Source organism: Thermithiobacillus plumbiphilus (assembly GCF_038070005.1).
In the GTDB taxonomy this organism is placed as follows: domain Bacteria; phylum Pseudomonadota; class Gammaproteobacteria; order Acidithiobacillales; family Thermithiobacillaceae; genus JBBPCO01.
The window spans coordinates 154,438-171,455 of the sequence record NZ_JBBPCO010000006.1; the positions used below are offsets into that span (position 1 = coordinate 154,438).

At 60.9% G+C, this 17,018-nt stretch carries 17 protein-coding genes; 11 read left to right on the forward strand and 6 right to left on the reverse strand.

The window, feature by feature from the left end; all coding sequences use genetic code 11:
- Positions 1-52: 52 nt before the first annotated feature.
- The 7 genes from WOB96_RS07725 to WOB96_RS07755 all read left to right on the forward strand — a co-directional run bounded on the left by WOB96_RS07725 (position 53) and on the right by WOB96_RS07755 (position 7,309).
- Positions 53-640, forward strand: a complete 588-nt coding sequence (locus tag WOB96_RS07725) for a TetR/AcrR family transcriptional regulator (protein WP_341370707.1) — start codon at positions 53-55, stop codon at positions 638-640.
- A 49-nt stretch (positions 641-689) separates the two neighbouring features.
- Complete coding sequence (locus WOB96_RS07730) at positions 690-935, forward strand: hypothetical protein (protein ID WP_341370708.1); 246 nt, start codon at positions 690-692, stop codon at positions 933-935.
- A gap of 195 nt (positions 936-1,130) precedes the next feature.
- Positions 1,131-1,706 (forward strand): ANTAR domain-containing response regulator, encoded by a 576-nt coding sequence (locus WOB96_RS07735; RefSeq protein WP_341370709.1) that lies wholly within the window; start codon positions 1,131-1,133, stop codon positions 1,704-1,706.
- Between the two features lie 125 nt (positions 1,707-1,831).
- Entirely contained in the window at positions 1,832-3,037 is a 1,206-nt protein-coding gene (locus tag WOB96_RS07740; protein ID WP_341370710.1) for a nitrate/nitrite transporter, read from the forward strand.
- Between the two features lie 3 nt (positions 3,038-3,040).
- Positions 3,041-4,735, forward strand: a complete 1,695-nt coding sequence (locus WOB96_RS07745; RefSeq protein ID WP_341370711.1) for a bifunctional protein-serine/threonine kinase/phosphatase — start codon at positions 3,041-3,043, stop codon at positions 4,733-4,735.
- Positions 4,736-4,828: 93 nt separating this feature from the next.
- On the forward strand, positions 4,829-5,803 hold the full coding sequence (locus tag WOB96_RS07750) for a diguanylate cyclase domain-containing protein (protein WP_341370712.1): 975 nt from the start codon (positions 4,829-4,831) through the stop codon (positions 5,801-5,803).
- Positions 5,804-6,034: 231 nt separating this feature from the next.
- Positions 6,035-7,309, forward strand: a complete 1,275-nt coding sequence (locus tag WOB96_RS07755; RefSeq protein ID WP_341370713.1) for a CmpA/NrtA family ABC transporter substrate-binding protein — start codon at positions 6,035-6,037, stop codon at positions 7,307-7,309.
- 116 nt (positions 7,310-7,425) lie between these two features.
- On the opposite strand, the gene WOB96_RS07760 is transcribed toward WOB96_RS07755, so the two are convergent.
- The 6 genes from WOB96_RS07760 to WOB96_RS07785 all read right to left on the reverse strand — a co-directional run bounded on the left by WOB96_RS07760 (position 7,426) and on the right by WOB96_RS07785 (position 12,723).
- Positions 7,426-8,577 carry an FAD-dependent oxidoreductase gene (locus WOB96_RS07760; protein ID WP_341370714.1) on the reverse strand — a complete coding sequence of 384 codons (1,152 nt, stop codon included), beginning with the start codon at positions 8,575-8,577 and terminating at the stop codon, positions 7,426-7,428.
- A 3-nt stretch (positions 8,578-8,580) separates the two neighbouring features.
- The gene (locus WOB96_RS07765; RefSeq protein ID WP_341370715.1) at positions 8,581-8,778 is read right to left on the reverse strand and encodes a rubredoxin; all 198 of its coding nucleotides are present in this window, start codon (positions 8,776-8,778) and stop codon (positions 8,581-8,583) included.
- On the reverse strand, positions 8,775-9,188 hold the full coding sequence (locus tag WOB96_RS07770) for a DUF302 domain-containing protein (RefSeq protein ID WP_341370716.1): 414 nt from the start codon (positions 9,186-9,188) through the stop codon (positions 8,775-8,777). Before WOB96_RS07770 ends, WOB96_RS07765 begins: the two co-directional genes overlap by 4 nt.
- Complete coding sequence (locus WOB96_RS07775; RefSeq protein ID WP_341370717.1) at positions 9,185-10,360, reverse strand: acyl-CoA dehydrogenase family protein; 1,176 nt, start codon at positions 10,358-10,360, stop codon at positions 9,185-9,187. The genes WOB96_RS07770 and WOB96_RS07775 overlap by 4 nt, the downstream gene beginning before the upstream one ends.
- 56 nt (positions 10,361-10,416) lie before the next feature.
- Positions 10,417-10,956: an OsmC family protein gene (locus WOB96_RS07780; RefSeq protein WP_341370718.1), complete on the reverse strand. Its 540-nt coding sequence runs from the start codon at positions 10,954-10,956 to the stop codon at positions 10,417-10,419.
- A 186-nt stretch (positions 10,957-11,142) separates the two neighbouring features.
- Positions 11,143-12,723, reverse strand: a complete 1,581-nt coding sequence (locus WOB96_RS07785; RefSeq protein ID WP_341370719.1) for a sigma-54 interaction domain-containing protein — start codon at positions 12,721-12,723, stop codon at positions 11,143-11,145.
- Between the two features lie 272 nt (positions 12,724-12,995).
- Here WOB96_RS07785 and WOB96_RS07790 point away from each other — a divergent pair, with 272 nt between their 5' ends.
- From WOB96_RS07790 to cynS, 4 genes are read left to right on the forward strand one after another with little or no spacing between them, the layout of a single operon-like run.
- Entirely contained in the window at positions 12,996-14,369 is a 1,374-nt protein-coding gene (locus tag WOB96_RS07790) for an ABC transporter substrate-binding protein (RefSeq protein ID WP_341370720.1), read from the forward strand.
- Positions 14,370-14,371: 2 nt separating this feature from the next.
- Positions 14,372-15,211, forward strand: a complete 840-nt coding sequence (ntrB, locus tag WOB96_RS07795) for a nitrate ABC transporter permease (protein ID WP_341370721.1) — start codon at positions 14,372-14,374, stop codon at positions 15,209-15,211.
- Positions 15,212-15,220: 9 nt separating this feature from the next.
- Positions 15,221-16,129: an ABC transporter ATP-binding protein gene (locus WOB96_RS07800; RefSeq protein ID WP_341370722.1), complete on the forward strand. Its 909-nt coding sequence runs from the start codon at positions 15,221-15,223 to the stop codon at positions 16,127-16,129.
- A gap of 25 nt (positions 16,130-16,154) precedes the next feature.
- Complete coding sequence (gene cynS, locus WOB96_RS07805) at positions 16,155-16,598, forward strand: cyanase (protein WP_341370723.1); 444 nt, start codon at positions 16,155-16,157, stop codon at positions 16,596-16,598.
- The last annotated feature ends 420 nt before the right edge of the window (positions 16,599-17,018 follow it).

Genomic DNA, 17,018 nt, shown 5'->3' on the forward strand with positions numbered 1-17,018 from the left:
CGCAAGGGGGCTAGGTTCGATTAGAACGGCCGTTCTAGGGATGGATTGTTCAATGCAGAAGACCATCACGCGTCCCCAGGGGAGTGCGCGACAACACGTGCTGGAAAGCGCACTCAGCCTGTTCACCGAACAGGGCTATTTCAATACCTCGGTTCACGACATCGCCCGTGCATCCACGGTAAGCATAGGTTCGATCTATCATCATTTTCAGGACAAGGAGGGAATTGCCCGAGCACTCCATCACTCTCTCCTCGATGAGATGGAAAGCGTGCTGACCGGCATCGTGGACCGCCACGAGAACACGCATGACCGAAGCCGGGCCATCGTGGAGTTGCTTTTTGAACTTGCCCTGGACAGCCCCCACAAGATGGCGTTCATGCTATCTGCCAAACATCGGGAGTTCATGCCGGATGAGCCCCCGGTTTGTTCTTCCAGGCCTTTCGGGATCATGCGCGAAATCGTTACAGAAGGGATCCGGAATGGAGAACTGTACCCGAATGACCCGCTCGTGGCTGCAACCTGCCTGTTCGGTGGGCCTATACGCATGGTCAATCTTCATCTGGATGGCATTCTGCCGAAGCCCTTGTCGCATTATCTGGAAGAAGTCTGGCGCTGCGCCTGGCGTGGAGTATCGCGCTGATTTTTTGAGCACGAGTTAGAACGAACATTCATTCTACAGGAGGTGTCTTATGCCCGAAGAAGAAGCTGACAGTCTTTGCTGGGGCTGTGTTTATTATCCCCCGAATCTGCCACGACACGCTTACGCCGAAGCTGACTGGCAGATGCTGCAATCACTTTCATGCGCTTTCGAATATCAACCCGGCAGTGCGGATTGCCTCGGCTCGCGCAAGACCAGTTGCAGTCTGCTGGATCTCGAAGCAATGGCCGGGCAGATCCGGGTCGATGCCAAGCAGAATTCCGCAGGATCGAGCTAGAGCCCTGAATCCGGCATGTCTCGGGCCGAGCGAGCAAAACTGTGCACCTGCTCTTGATTGGTGCGTTCTTGCTGGCCGGCTTGAGATTGACTTGCTTGATGCACCATGATGGTGCATGCAGTTGTGGCGATGTAGAAAAAACACCCTGGCCCGATCCTTGCTATGGAAGACCGATAGCCGGAAACAGGAGCTTGGGTGGATCGCATTCTCATCATCGACGACGCGCGCGAACGGGCGGCCTGGCTCCGGGCCAGCCTGGAGCTGGCGGGCTATGAGGTCTTGGATGTGCTGGCCTGGGTGGATGTCGATGCCGCGCGGCTGCAACGATTGCATCCGGACGTGATCATCGTCGATACCAATGCGCCGGGGCGCGACACACTGGAGCAGATCAGCGTCATGTCCTCGGAGCTGGAGCGCCCGGTGGTGGTGCTGGGCGGCCAGGACGATCAGGGCAGCATCCGCGAGGCGATGCGCGCCGGGGTGAGCGCCTATGTGAGTCACGCCATCCAGGCCGAGGATCTGGCGCCCATCCTGCGCGTGGCCACGGCCCGCTTTGCCGAGTACAAGCGCTTGCGCGATGAACTCAAGGAAGCGAAGACGCAACTGGCCGAGCGCAAGACCATCGACCGGGCCAAGGGCATCCTCATGCAGGAACATGGTTTCAGTGAACCGGACGCCTATCAGCGCATGCGCAAGATGGCGATGGATCGCAGCAAGCGGCTGGTGGATGTGGCGGAGGCCATCATCCTCGCCCAGGAATTGAAGGGCTGAGATTTCAGCGGCAGGCCATGATGGTCTGCCGATCGGGAAGGTCCGCGCAAAGGCGCGTGGACATCCAGGCAATGACGCCAATCCGAATGTTCGGATTGGCGTTTTTTTGTGTTCAGGAGACCATCATGAACCGTGAGTTTTTGAAATCAGGACATACGCCAACGCTTTTTTCCGCCTTTTTGTACTTTGATCTGAGTTTCATGGTCTGGGTGCTGCTTGGGCCGCTGGCGGTGCAGATTGCCGGCGATCTGGGCCTGAGCCCGGCGCAAAAGGGCTTCATGGTGGCGACACCGGTGCTGGCCGGGGCCTTTCTGCGGGTGGTCATGGGCCTGCTGGTGGATCATTTCGGTCCCAAACGGACGGGCCAGCTCGGCCAGTTGATCGTAATCGCCGGATTGCTTGGGGCCTGGATGTTTGGGCTGCACAATTACAGTCAGGTGCTGGCCATCGGCGTGCTGCTCGGGGTGGCCGGGGCGAGTTTCGCCGTCGCCCTGCCGCTGGCTTCGCGCTGGTATCCGCCGGAGTATCAGGGCACGGCCCTGGGTATTGCCGGCGCGGGCAATTCCGGTACGGTGCTGGCCAGCCTGTTCGCGCCGGGGCTGGCCAAGGCCTTTGGCTGGAACGCGGTATTCGGGCTGGCGGCGATTCCCCTGATCCTGACCTTGCTGGTGTTCAGCCTGCTCGCCCAGGACAGCCCCAACAAGCCGGCGCCGCAGCGGCTCAGCCAGTATCTCTCGGTGCTCAAGGACAAGGATGCCTGGTGGTTCATGCTGTTTTACAGTGTCACCTTTGGCGGGTTCGTCGGGCTCGCCTCAAGTCTGGTGATCTACTTCAATGATCAGTACGGCCTGGACCCGGTGACGGCGGGCTACTTCACGGCAGCCTGCGTCTTTGCCGGATCGCTGGTGCGCCCGGTGGGCGGCGCGGTGGCGGATCGCATCGGCGGCGTGCGCGCGCTGAGCTTCGTGTATATCGTCGCAGGCCTGGTCCTGGCCCTGGTCAGCATCGGCCTGCCCAGCCGCTGGCTGGCCCTGGCCGCCTTCGTGATGGCCATGCTGGCGCTTGGCATGGGCAATGGCGCGGTGTTTCAGCTGGTGCCGCAGCGCTTTGGCCGCGAGATCGGCGTCATGACCGGACTGGTGGGCATGGCTGGCGGCCTCGGCGGGTTCTATCTCGCCTCCAGCCTGGGGCTTTCCAAGCAGTGGACCGGGACTTATCAGACCGGCTTTCTGATCTTCGCGGCCCTGGCCGTGGTTGCCCTGATCGGTTTGTCCGCCGTCAAACGACGCTGGCGTACCACCTGGGGCGCGGTGATCGCGGCGCGGGTCTGAGGCTTGAGCAAACTGCAAATCCAGGTTGGGCAGCATAGCGAAGCAGGCCCGCGGCCGCGCAACGAGGACCGCTTCGGGGTGGTGACGCCCGAGGGCGCGGTACTCGCGGCCAAGGGCGCGCTGCTGGCGGTGGCCGATGGGGTCGGTGGGGCGGCTGGCGGCCTGGAGGCGGCGCGCTATACAGTGCGTGGGCTGATGGCGGATTATTATGCCACGCCCGATACCTGGCCGGTGAGCCGCTCTTTGCAGGCAGTGCTGGAAGCGGTGAACGCCTGGGTGCATGCCGAAGGGCGCAAACGCCGCGAGCTGGCCGGCATGGCCTGTACCCTGAGCGCCCTGGTGCTCAAGGGCCGGCGCTTTCATGTCGCTCACGTCGGTGATTCGCGTATCTACCGGCTGCGCGGCGAGCAGTTCGAAACCCTGACCACGGACCACGTCTGGGACCGCCCGGATCTGCGCCATGTGCTGACCCGGGCGGTGGGCCTGGAAAGCCATCTGCCGCTGGATTACCGCGAGGGTGATCTGGCCGAGGGTGATCGCTTTCTCATCCTCTCCGATGGCGTCTGGGGGGCACTGACGGACTTGGAGATGCATCAGTTGCTCCTGCTGCATGAGGAGCCTGAGGGACTGGCGCGTGCCCTGGTGCGCGCCGCCCTGAATGCCGGCGGCCAGGACAATGCCACCGCCGTGGTAGTACGGGTGGCGTCGCTGCCGGCCGAGGGTCTGGATGATCTCTGGGGCGAGACCCGCGAATTGCCCCTGCCCCCCGCGCTCAAACCGGGCCAGGTGCTGGATGACTTCGAGATCGAGACGGTGCTGCATCGCGGCAACATGGCCTGGATCTATCAGGCCCGCGACCGCCAGAGCCGGCGTCAGGTGCTGCTCAAGGCGCCGAGCCCCCTGCGCGCGGAAGACCCGCAGACCCGTGAAGGCTTTCTGCGCGAGGAATGGCTCGGCAAACGGGTGCTGAGTCCGCATGTCGCGCAGGTCCTGCCGGTCGATCCCGCCCGGCGCAGCGCGCTCTATTACGTCATGGCACAGCATCCCGGCAGCACCCTGGCCGAGCGGCTCGATGCCGGCCAGCACTTCGGGATACCCGAGGTGATCGAGCTCGGCCGTCAGCTCCTGAGCGGATTGGGTGCCCTGCACCGGCTGGAGGTGCTGCACCGCGACATCAAGCCCGAGAACCTGCTCCTGAGCGAGGAAGGCCAGCTTCGGATTCTGGATCTGGGCGTGGCGCGCAGCGCTGTGCTGGGCGAAGCCTCTGCCAATCCCGGGACGCCGAGCTACATGGCGCCGGAGCGCTTCAGCGGCAGTCCGGCCAGCGTGGCCGGTGATCTCTATGCCGTGGGTGTGACGCTCTATCATCTGCTGACCCGCCGCTATCCCTATGGCGAGATCGAGCCCTTCCAGCACCCGAACTTTCGCGAACCCACCCCTGCCTCCCGCTTTCGCCCCGAGATTCCGGCCTGGCTGGATCAGGTGCTGCTGCGCGCCTGTGCCCGCGATCCGGCGGATCGCTTCGAGACCAGTGAGGAATTTGCCCTGGCACTGGCGCGAGGTATGCAGAGTCCGCTGCCGCCGGTGCGTAGCGAACCCCTGCTCAAGCGTGATCCGGCGGTATTTTGGCGGGGTCTGAGCCTGATGCTCGCGCTCATTTGCGCCCTTTTGCTCTATCTGCTCATTCTGCGGGGTTGAAATCAAACGTTTCTTGGCATTTTGCAAATTGCTCGGCTAATATTGGTGTATATCCGACTTTGGTCGTGCTTTTGTTTGCTGATTGGAACTGCCATGTCCTCATCCCGCCCCACTCCCGGCTCTCCCGATCTGATATCCACGCGTGAGGAAAATGCCGAGCGCCTGAGCCTGGCCTTGGAGGCGGCGCGGCTGGGGATGTGGGACTGGGACATCGAGAGCGGCAAGGTCTTTGTCAGCCAGGACTGGAGCGGCATTCTTGGTTACGGCCCGGACGAATCGGTCCTGCATGACCAGACCTGGCACGGTTTCATCCACCCCGAGGACCTGCCACGGGTGCTTGAGGAGGTGGAGGCTCATCTACGTGGAGATAGTCCTTGCTACGAGGCGGAATACCGCCTGCTGGAAAAGTCCGGGGAGTGGCGCTGGATTCAGGACCGTGGCCGGATCACTGCCCGCGATGCGGCGGGCCTTCCCTTGCGCATGACCGGCGTGCATCAGGATGTCACCGAGCGCAAGGCTGCCGAGGAACGCATCCTTTTTCTGGCCCAGCATGATGCCCTGACCGGCCTGCCCAACCGGGTACTGCTGTATGATCGCCTGCAACAGGCCCTGGCGCGCGCCGTGCGCCGGCGTGGGACTTTCGCGGTGCTCTTCATCGATCTCGATGGCTTCAAGACCATCAATGACCAGCATGGCCATGCCGTGGGTGACCTCTTCCTGCAACAGGTCGCCCTGCGTCTTACTGGTGCCTTGCGTGCCGCCGATACCGTCAGCCGGCTCGGCGGCGATGAGTTCATCGTCCTGCTCGATGAGCTGACCCGGCCCGAAGATGCTGCCTTGGTAGCGCAAAAACTCATCCGGGAACTGTCCTGCCCCTGTATCCTGGAGGGCAAGGCGCTTGGTAGTACGCCATCCATCGGCATCAGTTGTTTTCCCGATGATGGCGCAGACCCCGAAGCCCTGATCCAGTGCGCCGACCAGGCCATGTATCGCGCCAAGGCCGCCGGTCCCGGCCGCTTTGAGGCATATGCCGGCACGGTTCAGGACAGCCGCGCCAGAAGCTGCTGAGCTGCCCCGCATTGGTGCAACGCTGGCCGCCATCGTCTCATTTTCGTGCGTAATCCCTTTTCCAAGCCATCTTTCCTTCGTTTTGCTTGCTATTTATGCCTGGCACGACCTTTGCTGATAGCTGATTGACGGGCCAAAGCCGGCCTGCCAAATGAAAAAGGACAAAGGCGTCCTCCCGGTATTTGCCGGGTGGACGCTTTTTTGTGCGAAATTCGACGGGAGAAGCTGGGCATGGATGAAACCAAACAGGAGCAGTTGGAACAGGATGCAATGAACCGGCGCGATTCCATGAAGCGCGGCAGCAGTCTGGTGGGTGCGGCGGACATCCTGACTCTGGTGCCCCCAGCAGTGCGTAGCAATGCCTGGGCGGCGGGTTCGGATGCCCCGGAAAAGCCCAACATCACGGTCGGCTTCATTCCCCTGACCGACTGCGCCAGCGTGGTCATGGCCCATGAACTGGGCCTGGACAGAAAATACGGCCTCAAACTGAGCGCCTCCAAGGAAGCGAGTTGGGCGGCGATGCGCGACAAGCTGGTGCTGGGCCAGATCGATGCCGCGCATGTGCTCTATGGCCTGGTCTATGGCCTGCAGCTCGGCATCGGTGGCCAGAAGAAGGACATGGCAGTGCTGATGGGCCTGAATCACAACGGCCAGGCCATCACGCTGTCGCAGCAGCTGCGCGAAAAGGGTGTGACCAACGGCCAGCAGCTCGCAGCCTTGATCAAAAAAGAATCCCGCGATTACACCTTCGCCCAGACCTTCCCCACCGGCACCCATGCCATGTGGCTGTACTACTGGCTGGCGGCCTACGGCATCAATCCCTTCAGCGAGGTCAAGACCATCACCGTGCCGCCGCCGCAGATGGTAGCCAATATGCGCGTCGGCAACATGGATGGCTTCTGCGTGGGCGAGCCCTGGAATGCGCGCGCCATCCAGGACCGTGTCGGCTTTACCGCCACCACGACGCAAAGCATCTGGAAGGATCATCCCGAGAAGGTGCTCGGCACCACCCTCGCCTTCGTGCAGCAGTATCCCAATACCAGCCGGGCGATGATGCGGGCGGTGCTGGAGGCCTCCAGATACATCGATGCCACGGCAAATCGCGGCAAGGTGGCGAAGATCATTGCCAGCAAGGCCTACGTCAATGCCCCGGTACCGGTGGTCGAGGGCCGTATGCTCGGCGTCTATGAGAATGGGCTCGGGCAGAAGTGGACGGACCCTAACACCATGAAGTTCTATCAGGACGGCCAGGTGAATTTCCCCTACCTCTCGCATGGCGTCTGGTTCCTGACCCAGTTCCGCCGCTGGGGACTTTTGAAGCAGGACATCGACTATCTCGCCGTGGCGCGCCAGGTCAATCAGGTTGCGCTCTATACGGAGGTGGCGCGCAGCCTCAACATCCCCGTGCCTTCCAGTCCCTTGAAGACCGAAAAGCTCTTTGACGGCAAGATCTTCGATCCGAACCAGGCGGCGGCTTACGCCAGAAGCTTCAAGGTGCATGCCTGAATCCTGCCGGGCAGGACCTGGCTGCTCATCGGGCTCGCCGTATTCAAGGCCGCCGACCCTTCCGCCATCTTCGTGATCTGCTCGATTATCAGCGGCACGTACGTCCGGCGGTCTGATTACATCCAGGCCGGAATCCGTGCCGCGAGCTGGCGTTTTGCCTCGCAGGCCCTACCGGACAGCGCGAAACCCACCAGTTGCCCCTGGGCATCGACAAAATCAAAACGCATGCCGTCAGGGTTGGTTTCGATTGCCCGCCAGGTCCCGTTCTGGCCCGTCAGGGGCGGAACCACCACGATCGGACAAGCGGGGGTTTTCAGGATGATGGGCAGGGCTGGCAGGCTCAGGGCGCGGGGTGTGCCGCTCAGGGTGGCTGCGAGCGCGCGTGCCTGATGCATCAACGGCAGGACAAATGGCAGTACCTGGCCGTCGACCTCGGCGCAGTCACCCAGCGCAAAGATTTGCGGATCCTCGGTGGCCAGGAAACGGTTCACCCGGATCCCCTTACCCGTTTCCAGGCCACAATCGCGCGCCAGTTCAAGCCTGGGGCGCAAGCCGGTAGCCCAGAGCAAGAGGTCGGCCTCGATCCGCTCGCCGCTGCCAAGCGCCACCTCGATTCCGGTCGCGACTTGATTGATGCTCTGAACCTTTGTCCGGCAATGCATGCGCACACCGACCCCTTGCAGGGCCTTTTGCAAATGTTCCGCCAAGGGCGTCGGGATCAGTCTGCCGAGGATGTGCTCGCCGGATTCCAGCAGGGTAACGGCATGTCCCGTTGCCGCCAGATCATTCGCGAATTCGCAGCCGACCAGACCGGCGCCTATGATCAGCACGCGTTTGCCCGGACTGAGAGCGCCCCGAAAGCGGCGATAGTCGTCGAGATGGTTGATGGCAAAACCGCTGCTACCGGCTGCAGCGGCCTGATCCGCGCCCCCCGCTTCCGCGCCGACAGCCAGCACCAGCGCTCCATAATCAAGCGCGCCAGCACTGGTCAGCAGACGTTTGGCGCCGCGATCGATGGCGATCACCTGACAATGGGACAGAACCCTGATGTTCAGGGCTTTCGCTTGTTCCTGCGCGGTATTCCTTACCAGGGCCTCGGGTGTGATGCGCTGATCCAATGCATTGGACAGCATGGGTTTCGAGTAGTAATCCCCGCTGTCCGCGCTGACGAGCGTCACGGGGCGCACTGGATCAAGTTTGCGCAGTTCCCTGGCCACGGTGTAAGCGGCGAGCCCGCCGCCCACGATCACAACGGGGCGCGTATGCATGGTCTAGCCCTGATAAAGTTCGAAGTCATTTTTGCCGACTCCGCAGTCCGGGCATGCCCAGTCGTCGGGCAGATCCTCGAAGCGCGTGCCAGCCGGAATGCCTTCCTCGGGCCAGCCCAGCGCTTCGTCATAGACCAGATCGCAGACAACGCAGATCCATGTACGGGTGGTAGGACTCGTTTGTTGGGCTGCTGCATTCATAAGATCTCCTTCCGCGCGGTGAGCGTTTCGATGATTTGCTGAAAGATGGCATCCAATTCCGCGGCGAGGGCATCCAGTGCGGGATTGGCGTAAGGCGCGAAGACCCGCGACGGCCAGCGCCAGGCGACGACCGTCTCGTCTTCCGCCGCATAGACGTGAATGCGCAAGGGGATGTCGATACCCGCCGATTTCTCGGCCGCCCAGACACGCACTGCGAAATCCGGGCGGAATACCTCGAGGATCTGATCCGGGGCGACGATGAGGCCGCGCTTGGCGGCATTGGCTTGTCCGTTGATGTGCGCGACCAGTCCCATGGGCACGGCGGCGATAGCATCCTGCAGCCGCTGGATCGTGTCTTCGACATTGCCCAGCACCGTAAGCGCTTCCAGTTGACCGGGGCTGTTCATCATGCCACCCCGCTGCTTGCCAGATCCTGGCCTGTGAGCGCGTGCAGTTCCTTTTTGAGGTGCTTGAGGGCGGGTGACACGATGGCGACGAAATAGGCTTCCCGCAGGCGGCGCTGTGCGGGGTTGCGCAACAGGTATCCCTTGGCGCCCATGTGCAGCATGGCGGCCTGCGCGGCGCGCAGGGCGAGCTCCGATCCGGCGATGCGCAGCTCCAGGATTTCCATTACCCCGCCGCCATCCCGTTGCCGGTCGATTTGGCGCGCCAGGGCATAGGTGCGCTGTCTGGCCAAGATCAGTGCCGCCTCGATATCCTCCACCTGATCGTCGAGATAGCGGTTCACGTGATAGAGCTTGGTGTTCGCCTCTTTCATGAGCTGTACGCAAGCCTTCGCCAAACCAAGACCCATGCCCATCTGGGCGAGAATGAGGCCGCCACGAATGCGGTTGAAATAGGCCTCGAAATGCTCAGGCTCGCAAATGACCATCTCTTGCGGCAGGAACACGTCCTGAAACTGGCATGCCATGGTGGCCGTGCCTTCAAGCGCCACGAAATGGGCATTCTGACGCAGGGTGAGCCCCTCTGCATCACCCCTGACCAGGCCCATCAGGGTAGTGTTGCCGCCGTCCAGGGTTGCAGCGATGGCAAAGACGTGATCACGGCCGATATTGGATACCCAGGGTAGCGTGCCATTGATCCGGTACCCGCCGGGCACGGCGCGGGCATTGAGCCGCAATGCCTCGATACCGGAGCGGGATTTCAGCAGATTGGACAGCGCGGTGCCGCCGATCAGCGCACCCTTGCAGAGTTTGGGCAGGATTTCATGTTTCAAAAAAGGGTTGTCACTGTTGTCCAGATACCAGACGCAACTGCTCTGGCACCAGATCAGGAAACCTGTGGAGAGACATTCCCCGGACACGGCCTCCATCTGGGCGATCACGCTGCCGAGGCCTTCGCCGGTTCCGCCGAATGCCGGCGAGACAGCGCCACCGAAGCCCTGTGTTTCGCCCAGCCGGCGCAGGAAGATCTCCGGATAATGCCCCTTGAGATCAATGTCCATGACCTGCGGTGCCAGCTCCTCCGAGATGAGCCGGGCAAGGGACATCGACGTGTCGCTGGCCCTCGGCTTCGCCCAAGGCTGTGTGGATGACGGGGCATTTGTGGCTTCGCTTAACATGACTTTCTCCTTGCGTGGTGGAGAGCCAGTCATTCCCTGGCTCTCGCTATCCGGTGTCAGGCGAGGCCCACTTCCACGCTGACGGGGTTACGCAGCGTGTTGGCGACTGGCGACCAGGCATTGGCGTGCGACACCAGATCCTCTAGTTCCTCCCGGGAGGCATCACCTTCCAGATGCACCCGCACCCGGATATCCGTGAAGCCGAGCCGCTTGTCGGACAGATCCCCGACGCCCCAGACCGCGGTTACGTTGATATCACCCTCCAGTTCCAGCTCCAGCCGGGACAGGGCGATGCCGCGCGCCACCGCGTTCGCGTGCAGCCCCACCGAGAGGCAGGAACCCAGGGCCGCCAGTACTGCTTCGGAGGGATTCGGCGCGGTATCGTCGCCGAGCAGGTGCGGCGGCTCATCGATGATGTGGGCGGGCAGGTTGCGCACGAAGGTGAGATTGCGGAATTTCCCTTCGCAGACGGTTTTTGCCTTCAGGGTAACGACGGCTGCCGGGTTGGCCTTGCCCTTGCTGGACAATGCTTGCAGCCCCTGGGCATCAATGGGTGTAAGCGCAAGGTGCTTTCTTAAAACGTTCAACTCTGACATTGGGTGTTCTCCTCGAAGGATGCGTGATAGGGCATCTCTCCAGGAGCAATTCACATGCCAAGGCGGAAAATGGCAATCAAGTGTTTGTAAATTAACTGAAAATTTGGAATTGTCTGGTACGCGGACACTTGCTGGTGAACAAATTGTTCACAATTTGAAAGGGGGGCGGTGCTGGCACGGCGCCCCTTACATGTTCAACAATTTCATCCGGTAGTTGAACTGGCGCAAGGTCATGTGCAGCAGCTGCGCTGCGCGCGATTTATTGCCGCGGGTCTGCGCCAGTGCCCTCTCGATCCGTTCCCGGTCGCTTTGCTGGACCAGCTGGTAGTCTCGTACCGTTTCGGACGCTGCCCTGCTTGGCTCGGGTGACTCCAGTACGCTGGTCCGAAATTCGCCGCCGAGCACCTGCTCGACGGCTGCCGGCTGGATCAGTGTGCCTTCGGCCAGGACCGCGAGCCGTTCCAGGACATTGCGCAGTTGCCGGATGTTCCCTGGCCAGGGGTAATCGACAAGTCGTTGCAAGGCCTCCGGAGAGAGATTCACATTGCGTTGATAGGCTTGGTTGATCTGGTTCAGGTGATACCGAACCAGTGGAGGGATATCCTCGCGCCGATCGCGCAGGGCCGGCAGGTGGATGGGGATGACGTTCAGCCGATAATAGAGGTCGAGCCGGAAACGACCTTCACGAATCCTTTCCTGCAAGTCCAGGTTGGTGGCCGCGACGATTCGTACATCAATGGCGATTTCCTTGCGTCCACCAATGCGCTCGACCGTTCGTTCCTGCAGCGTGCGTAGCAACTTGACCTGCATCGGCAGCGGCAGATCGCCGATCTCGTCGAGAAAGATTGTGCCGCCACTGGCCTGTTCGAAGCGGCCGGGCCGGCTGGCGTTCGCCCCGGTGAAGGCGCCTTTCTCGTAGCCAAAGAGTTCTGACTCGAACAGGTTCTCCGGAATCGCGCCGCAATTGACCTTTACGAAGGGGGCATCCCGGCGCGGACTCATCAGGTGCAGGGCGCGCGCGAAAAGCTCCTTGCCAGTGCCGGACTCGCCGAGCAGCAGGACGGTCGCATTCGTGGCGGCAACTTGTTCGATATGCCTGAAAACCCGGTGCAGTGCAGCGGATTCACCGACGATGCCATAGACACCCAGGCCCGGCGCCTGGCGTTCGAGTGCATGACGAAGCGCCTGATTTTCCTGCTCCAGACGCGCGGTTTGCTCGCGCACCAGCTGATTGAGCCGGAGGGTCTGGGCGACCAGGGTGGATACGAGCCTGAGGATCTGCAGGTCATCGGCCAGTGCCCTGGCGCGGTGGCGCAGGCGGTGCACCCCCAAGGCGCCGATGATCCTGCCCTCCTGCAGCAGCGGCACGGCAATATAGGATACCGTCTCGCGCGGCAAGTGATCGCGGCCCACGGCGCGTTGCAAATAACCGGGCGCTTCGTCGATATCCTGCACGATGGCGATCTCGCCGGTGCGGATCACCTGGCCGGTCACGCCCTCGCCCGCCGCATAACGGCCGCGAGCCACCTCTTCCCGGGTCAGGCCATAGGCATACTGGATGCAGTAGTCGCCTTGCCCGGGATCGTGCAGCACCACGCGTCCGCGATTCAGTCCCAGCAACTCGGAAAGCAGATGCAGCATCTCCCGGATGACCAGATCCTGATCCAGGCTTTTGCTCAGCAGCTTGCCGATTTCCCGTTGCAGCAGAAACTCCTCTTCCCTTAGATCTTCCCGCGTGGCGCGCGGGCACTTATGTGTCGATGCCATGTTGCCTCCTGTCCGGTAGTACGCCATTTCGATCGAACAAATTGCTAACAATCTGTAAACAGCATCTTTCCTTCGTTGCACCATTTCGGAAATGTTCGCCCCGATATGGTGCAAAACTCCTAAATTCTGGCAGTTATCCACGTCATCAGCAGTCTATGCAGAAAAAATTCAACCTGATGAAAGCGATTATCAAGCACATCACGAAACATTTCAGCCTGGCATATATGTTGCTCAATGATAATTGGCAGCAATTACTACCAGGAGAGCACCATATGCCGATCTTTGACAATCCATTCGATCCGGACAGCCATCTGGGGCACGGATGCAGTTGCGGTCGTCACCGCAGCCAGGCGGCGCACGACCAGGCCTCTGCAAGCCCGCATCCCCAGGGTGAGGAGGCGCTGACCGATCGTCTGGTGGAAACGGCCGTGGTCCAGGCCTTTTTTCCTACCGATGTATCCAGGCGCCGTTTCCTGAGTACCGTTGGCGCAGGTACCGCATTGGCTGCTATTTCCACCCTGTTCCCCCTGGGCGCGGCCAAGGCCCTGGCCAAGGAGATCAAAGGGCCTCTGGAAAAGAAACAGCTCAAAATCGGCTTCGTGCCGATTACCTGTGCCACCCCCATCATCATGGCCGGGCCCATGGGTTTCTATGCCAAGCAGGGGCTTGAAGTCTCTCTGATCAAGACAGCCGGCTGGGCAGTGGTGCGCGACAAGATCATCAATCACGAATACGACGCTTCGCACATGCTCTCACCCATGCCGCTGGCAATGAGCATGGGCCTTGGCTCAAAACCCCTGGCCGTGGATGTCGCCGCCATCGAGAACATCAATGGCCAAGCAATAACCATGCACATCAAGCACAAGGACCGCCGGGACCCGCGCCAGTGGAAGGGCATGCGTTTTGGCATTCCCTTTGATTATTCCATCCATAATCTCTTGCTCCGCTACTATCTCGCGGAGCATGGCGTCGATCCGGACAAGGATGTGGAACTGCGCATTCTGCCGCCGCCGGACATGGTGGCCAATCTGCGTGCCGGCAACATCGACGGTTTTCTGGGGCCGGAGCCCTTCAACCAGCGCGCGGTTTATGAGGGAATGGCCTACATCCACACCCTGTCCCGGGACATCTGGGATGGCCATCCCTGCTGTGCCTTCGGCGTGTCCGAGTCCTTCGCCCGAGAAAATCCACATACCTTTGCCGCCCTGTTCCGGTCCATCGTGGCGGCCACGGAGTACGCGCACAAGCCGCAGAACCGGCCCGCCATCATCGATGCGATCGCGCCGGCCAACTATCTCAATCAGCCCAAGCCAGTACTGCAGCAGGTCATGACGGGGCGCTTCGCGGATGGGCTTGGCAATGTGCGCAACGTGCCAGACCGGGTGGACTTCGCACCCTTTCCCGCCCAATCCATGGCGGTCTGGATTCTGACCCAGCTCAAGCGTTGGGGTTACATCAAGGGTGATGTCAATTACCGGCAGATTGCCGAACAGGTCTTTCTGGCCACTGATGCCCGCAAGCGGATGGCGGAGATGGGCTATACCGCGCCCGCCAGCAATTACAGCAAGTACGTGATCATGGGCAAATCTTTCGATCCGGCCAACCCGGTGGCCTATGTCAATTCGTTCAAGATCCGGAGAACCTGAAAATGCATAACACACAAGCCTTGCGCGCGGCGCTGCTGTCCCTGGGATTGTTTGTCCTGCTGATCGGCTTCTGGCATCTCGCCACCTTGCCAAAAGCGGCCGAGGACGCTGGCGTGAGCGCGGAATATGCGGCGCTCATGGGCTCTGCTAACCAATCGGATTCAGGGCTGCCATCGCCCGGCATGATCTGGGAAACCATTGTGCAGCAACTCTCTGATCCCTTCTATGACGCCGGCCCCAATGACAAGGGGATCGGCATCCAGCTGGCGTATTCGTTGGGGCGCGTGCTGCTGGGCTTCGCGCTGGCAGCGCTGGTTGCCATCCCGCTGGGTTTCGTGATCGGTATGTCGCCGGTCGTGTCCCGGGCCCTGGATCCCTATGTCCAGTTGTTGCGCCCGATTTCCCCGCTCGCCTGGATGCCCCTGGCTCTTTACATCATCAAGGATTCATCGACCTCCGCGATCTTTGTGATCTTCATCTGCTCGCTCTGGCCCATGCTGATCAACACTGTCTATGGCGTGGCCTCGGTGAAGCGGGACTGGCTGAACGTCGCCAGGACCCTGGAGGTGAGTCCCTTGCGCAAGGCCTTGCAGGTGGTGCTGCCAGCCGCGGCACCAACCATTCTCACCGGAATGCGCATTTCCATGGGCATCGCCTGGCTGGTGATCGTGGCGGCGGAAATGCTGATAGGGGGGACCGGCATCGGCTACTTCGTCTGGAACGAGTGGAACAACCTGTCGCTGAGCAATGTGATCTTCGCCATTCTCATGATCGGCATAGTCGGCATGGTCCTGGACGCCGGCTTCGGCTGGCTGGGCAGATTAGTGGCATACCGCGAATAGGAGCGTGTCATGCAGGAAAATTTCCTGAGCGTGGAAGGTTTGAGCAAGCTGTACCCGGCTGCTCGCGGCAACGACAAGCTGGTGGTCTTTGAGGACATGCATTTTCGCATCGGTAAAGGAGAGTTTGTCTGCGTGCTCGGCCATTCCGGCTGTGGCAAGTCCACGGTGCTGAACATTCTCGCCGGTCTTGATCAGGCCAGCGCCGGCACGGTGATCATGGACGAGCGCGAGGTTGCCGGGCCGAGTCTGGAACGCGGGGTGATCTTTCAGAGTCACGCCTTGCTGCCCTGGCTCTCGGTACTGGGTAATCTCGAATTCGCTGTGAAGTCCCGCTGGCCGGCATGGCGTCACCAGAAGATTCGGGAGCATTGCCGCCAATACATTGAGCTGGTGGGACTCCAGGGTGCCGAGCACAAAAAGCCCGCGGAGCTTTCAGGTGGCATGAAGCAGCGGGTTGGCATCGCCCGAGCCTTCGCCATCCAGCCCAAGATGCTGCTGATGGATGAACCTTTCGGTGCTCTGGATGCCTTGACGCGCGGGGTGATCCAGGAAGAGTTGCTGAAGATTTGCGCGGCCACCGGGCAGACCGTTTTCATGATAACGCACGATGTCGACGAAGCCATCCTGCTGGCCGACAAGATCTTCCTCATGAGTAACGGCCCGCGCGCCCGCATTGCGGAGATAGTCCTGAATACCTTGCCGCGTACGCGTACCCGGCATGACATCCATAAGCATCCGCAGTACTACCGGATTCGAAATCACCTGCTCGATTTCCTGATCAGCCGTTCCAGCCAGATCAGCCGTGAGACCATGTCGGCAGGCGATGCGCAGCCACCCATCGTCGTGCCGGGTTTGTTCGAGGACGAGGAGCCCGAACGTGAGGTAAAGGCACCCGTCTACCGCCTGAACAAGATCTAAGGCATTTCAAGCAAGGAGAAAAAGCATGAACCGCAGCACACTGGTCGAAACGATTGTTGCCGCTAAATTGCGCAAGGGACTGAGCTGGGCCGAGATCGCCCAAGCGATAGGCCGCAGTGAGGTATGGACAACCGCGGCCCTGCTGGGCCAGATGAGCATGAGCCTCGAAGAGGCGAAAGCCGCCGGGGAGCTGCTGGAGCTCGATGCGGATGCGGTCGCCCTGCTGCAGGTCTATCCAAGCAAGGGCGCGTTGGGCATGACCGTGCCCACTGATCCCTTGCTCTATCGCTTTTATGAAATCCAGCAAGTTTTCGGCACGACCATCAAGGAACTGATCCATGAAAAATTCGGTGACGGCATCATGAGCGCCATTGACTTTGAGATGGCGATCGAGAAGGTGCCGGATCCCAAGGGGGATCGCGTCAAGATCGTCATGAATGGCAAGTTCCTGCCTTATCGGAAATGGTGATCGCACAGGCCAGGATGCATCGCATGAACACTTGGCATTGCATGCAAATGGTGCGTCCGCCTCAGATTGGCGCAAGGCTAGCGGCCATTCTGCGAATTTATTTGTTATTTCGCGGATGATCCGCATGGCACAAGTCTTGCTGAACAACGCTGGGGAGGGCCAAGGGGGCTACTTTTCCGGACAAAGGCGTCTATCCGCGCGGCTGCGCGGCGGCGCCTTTTTATTTACGACTACGGAGGAGCCGGAACGATATCGTCAGCTAGACGGATTTTGAAAAATGAGCGAGCTATAAACGCCGCTTTCTTAACTCTATAAAAACAGTTTCCAAGCACAAAGGAATGTCACATGCCCTTGAAAAAAATGTTTTTCCTGGCAGGTCTCGCGTTCAGCCTCCCCGCCACCGCCGATACCCTGGGTGAC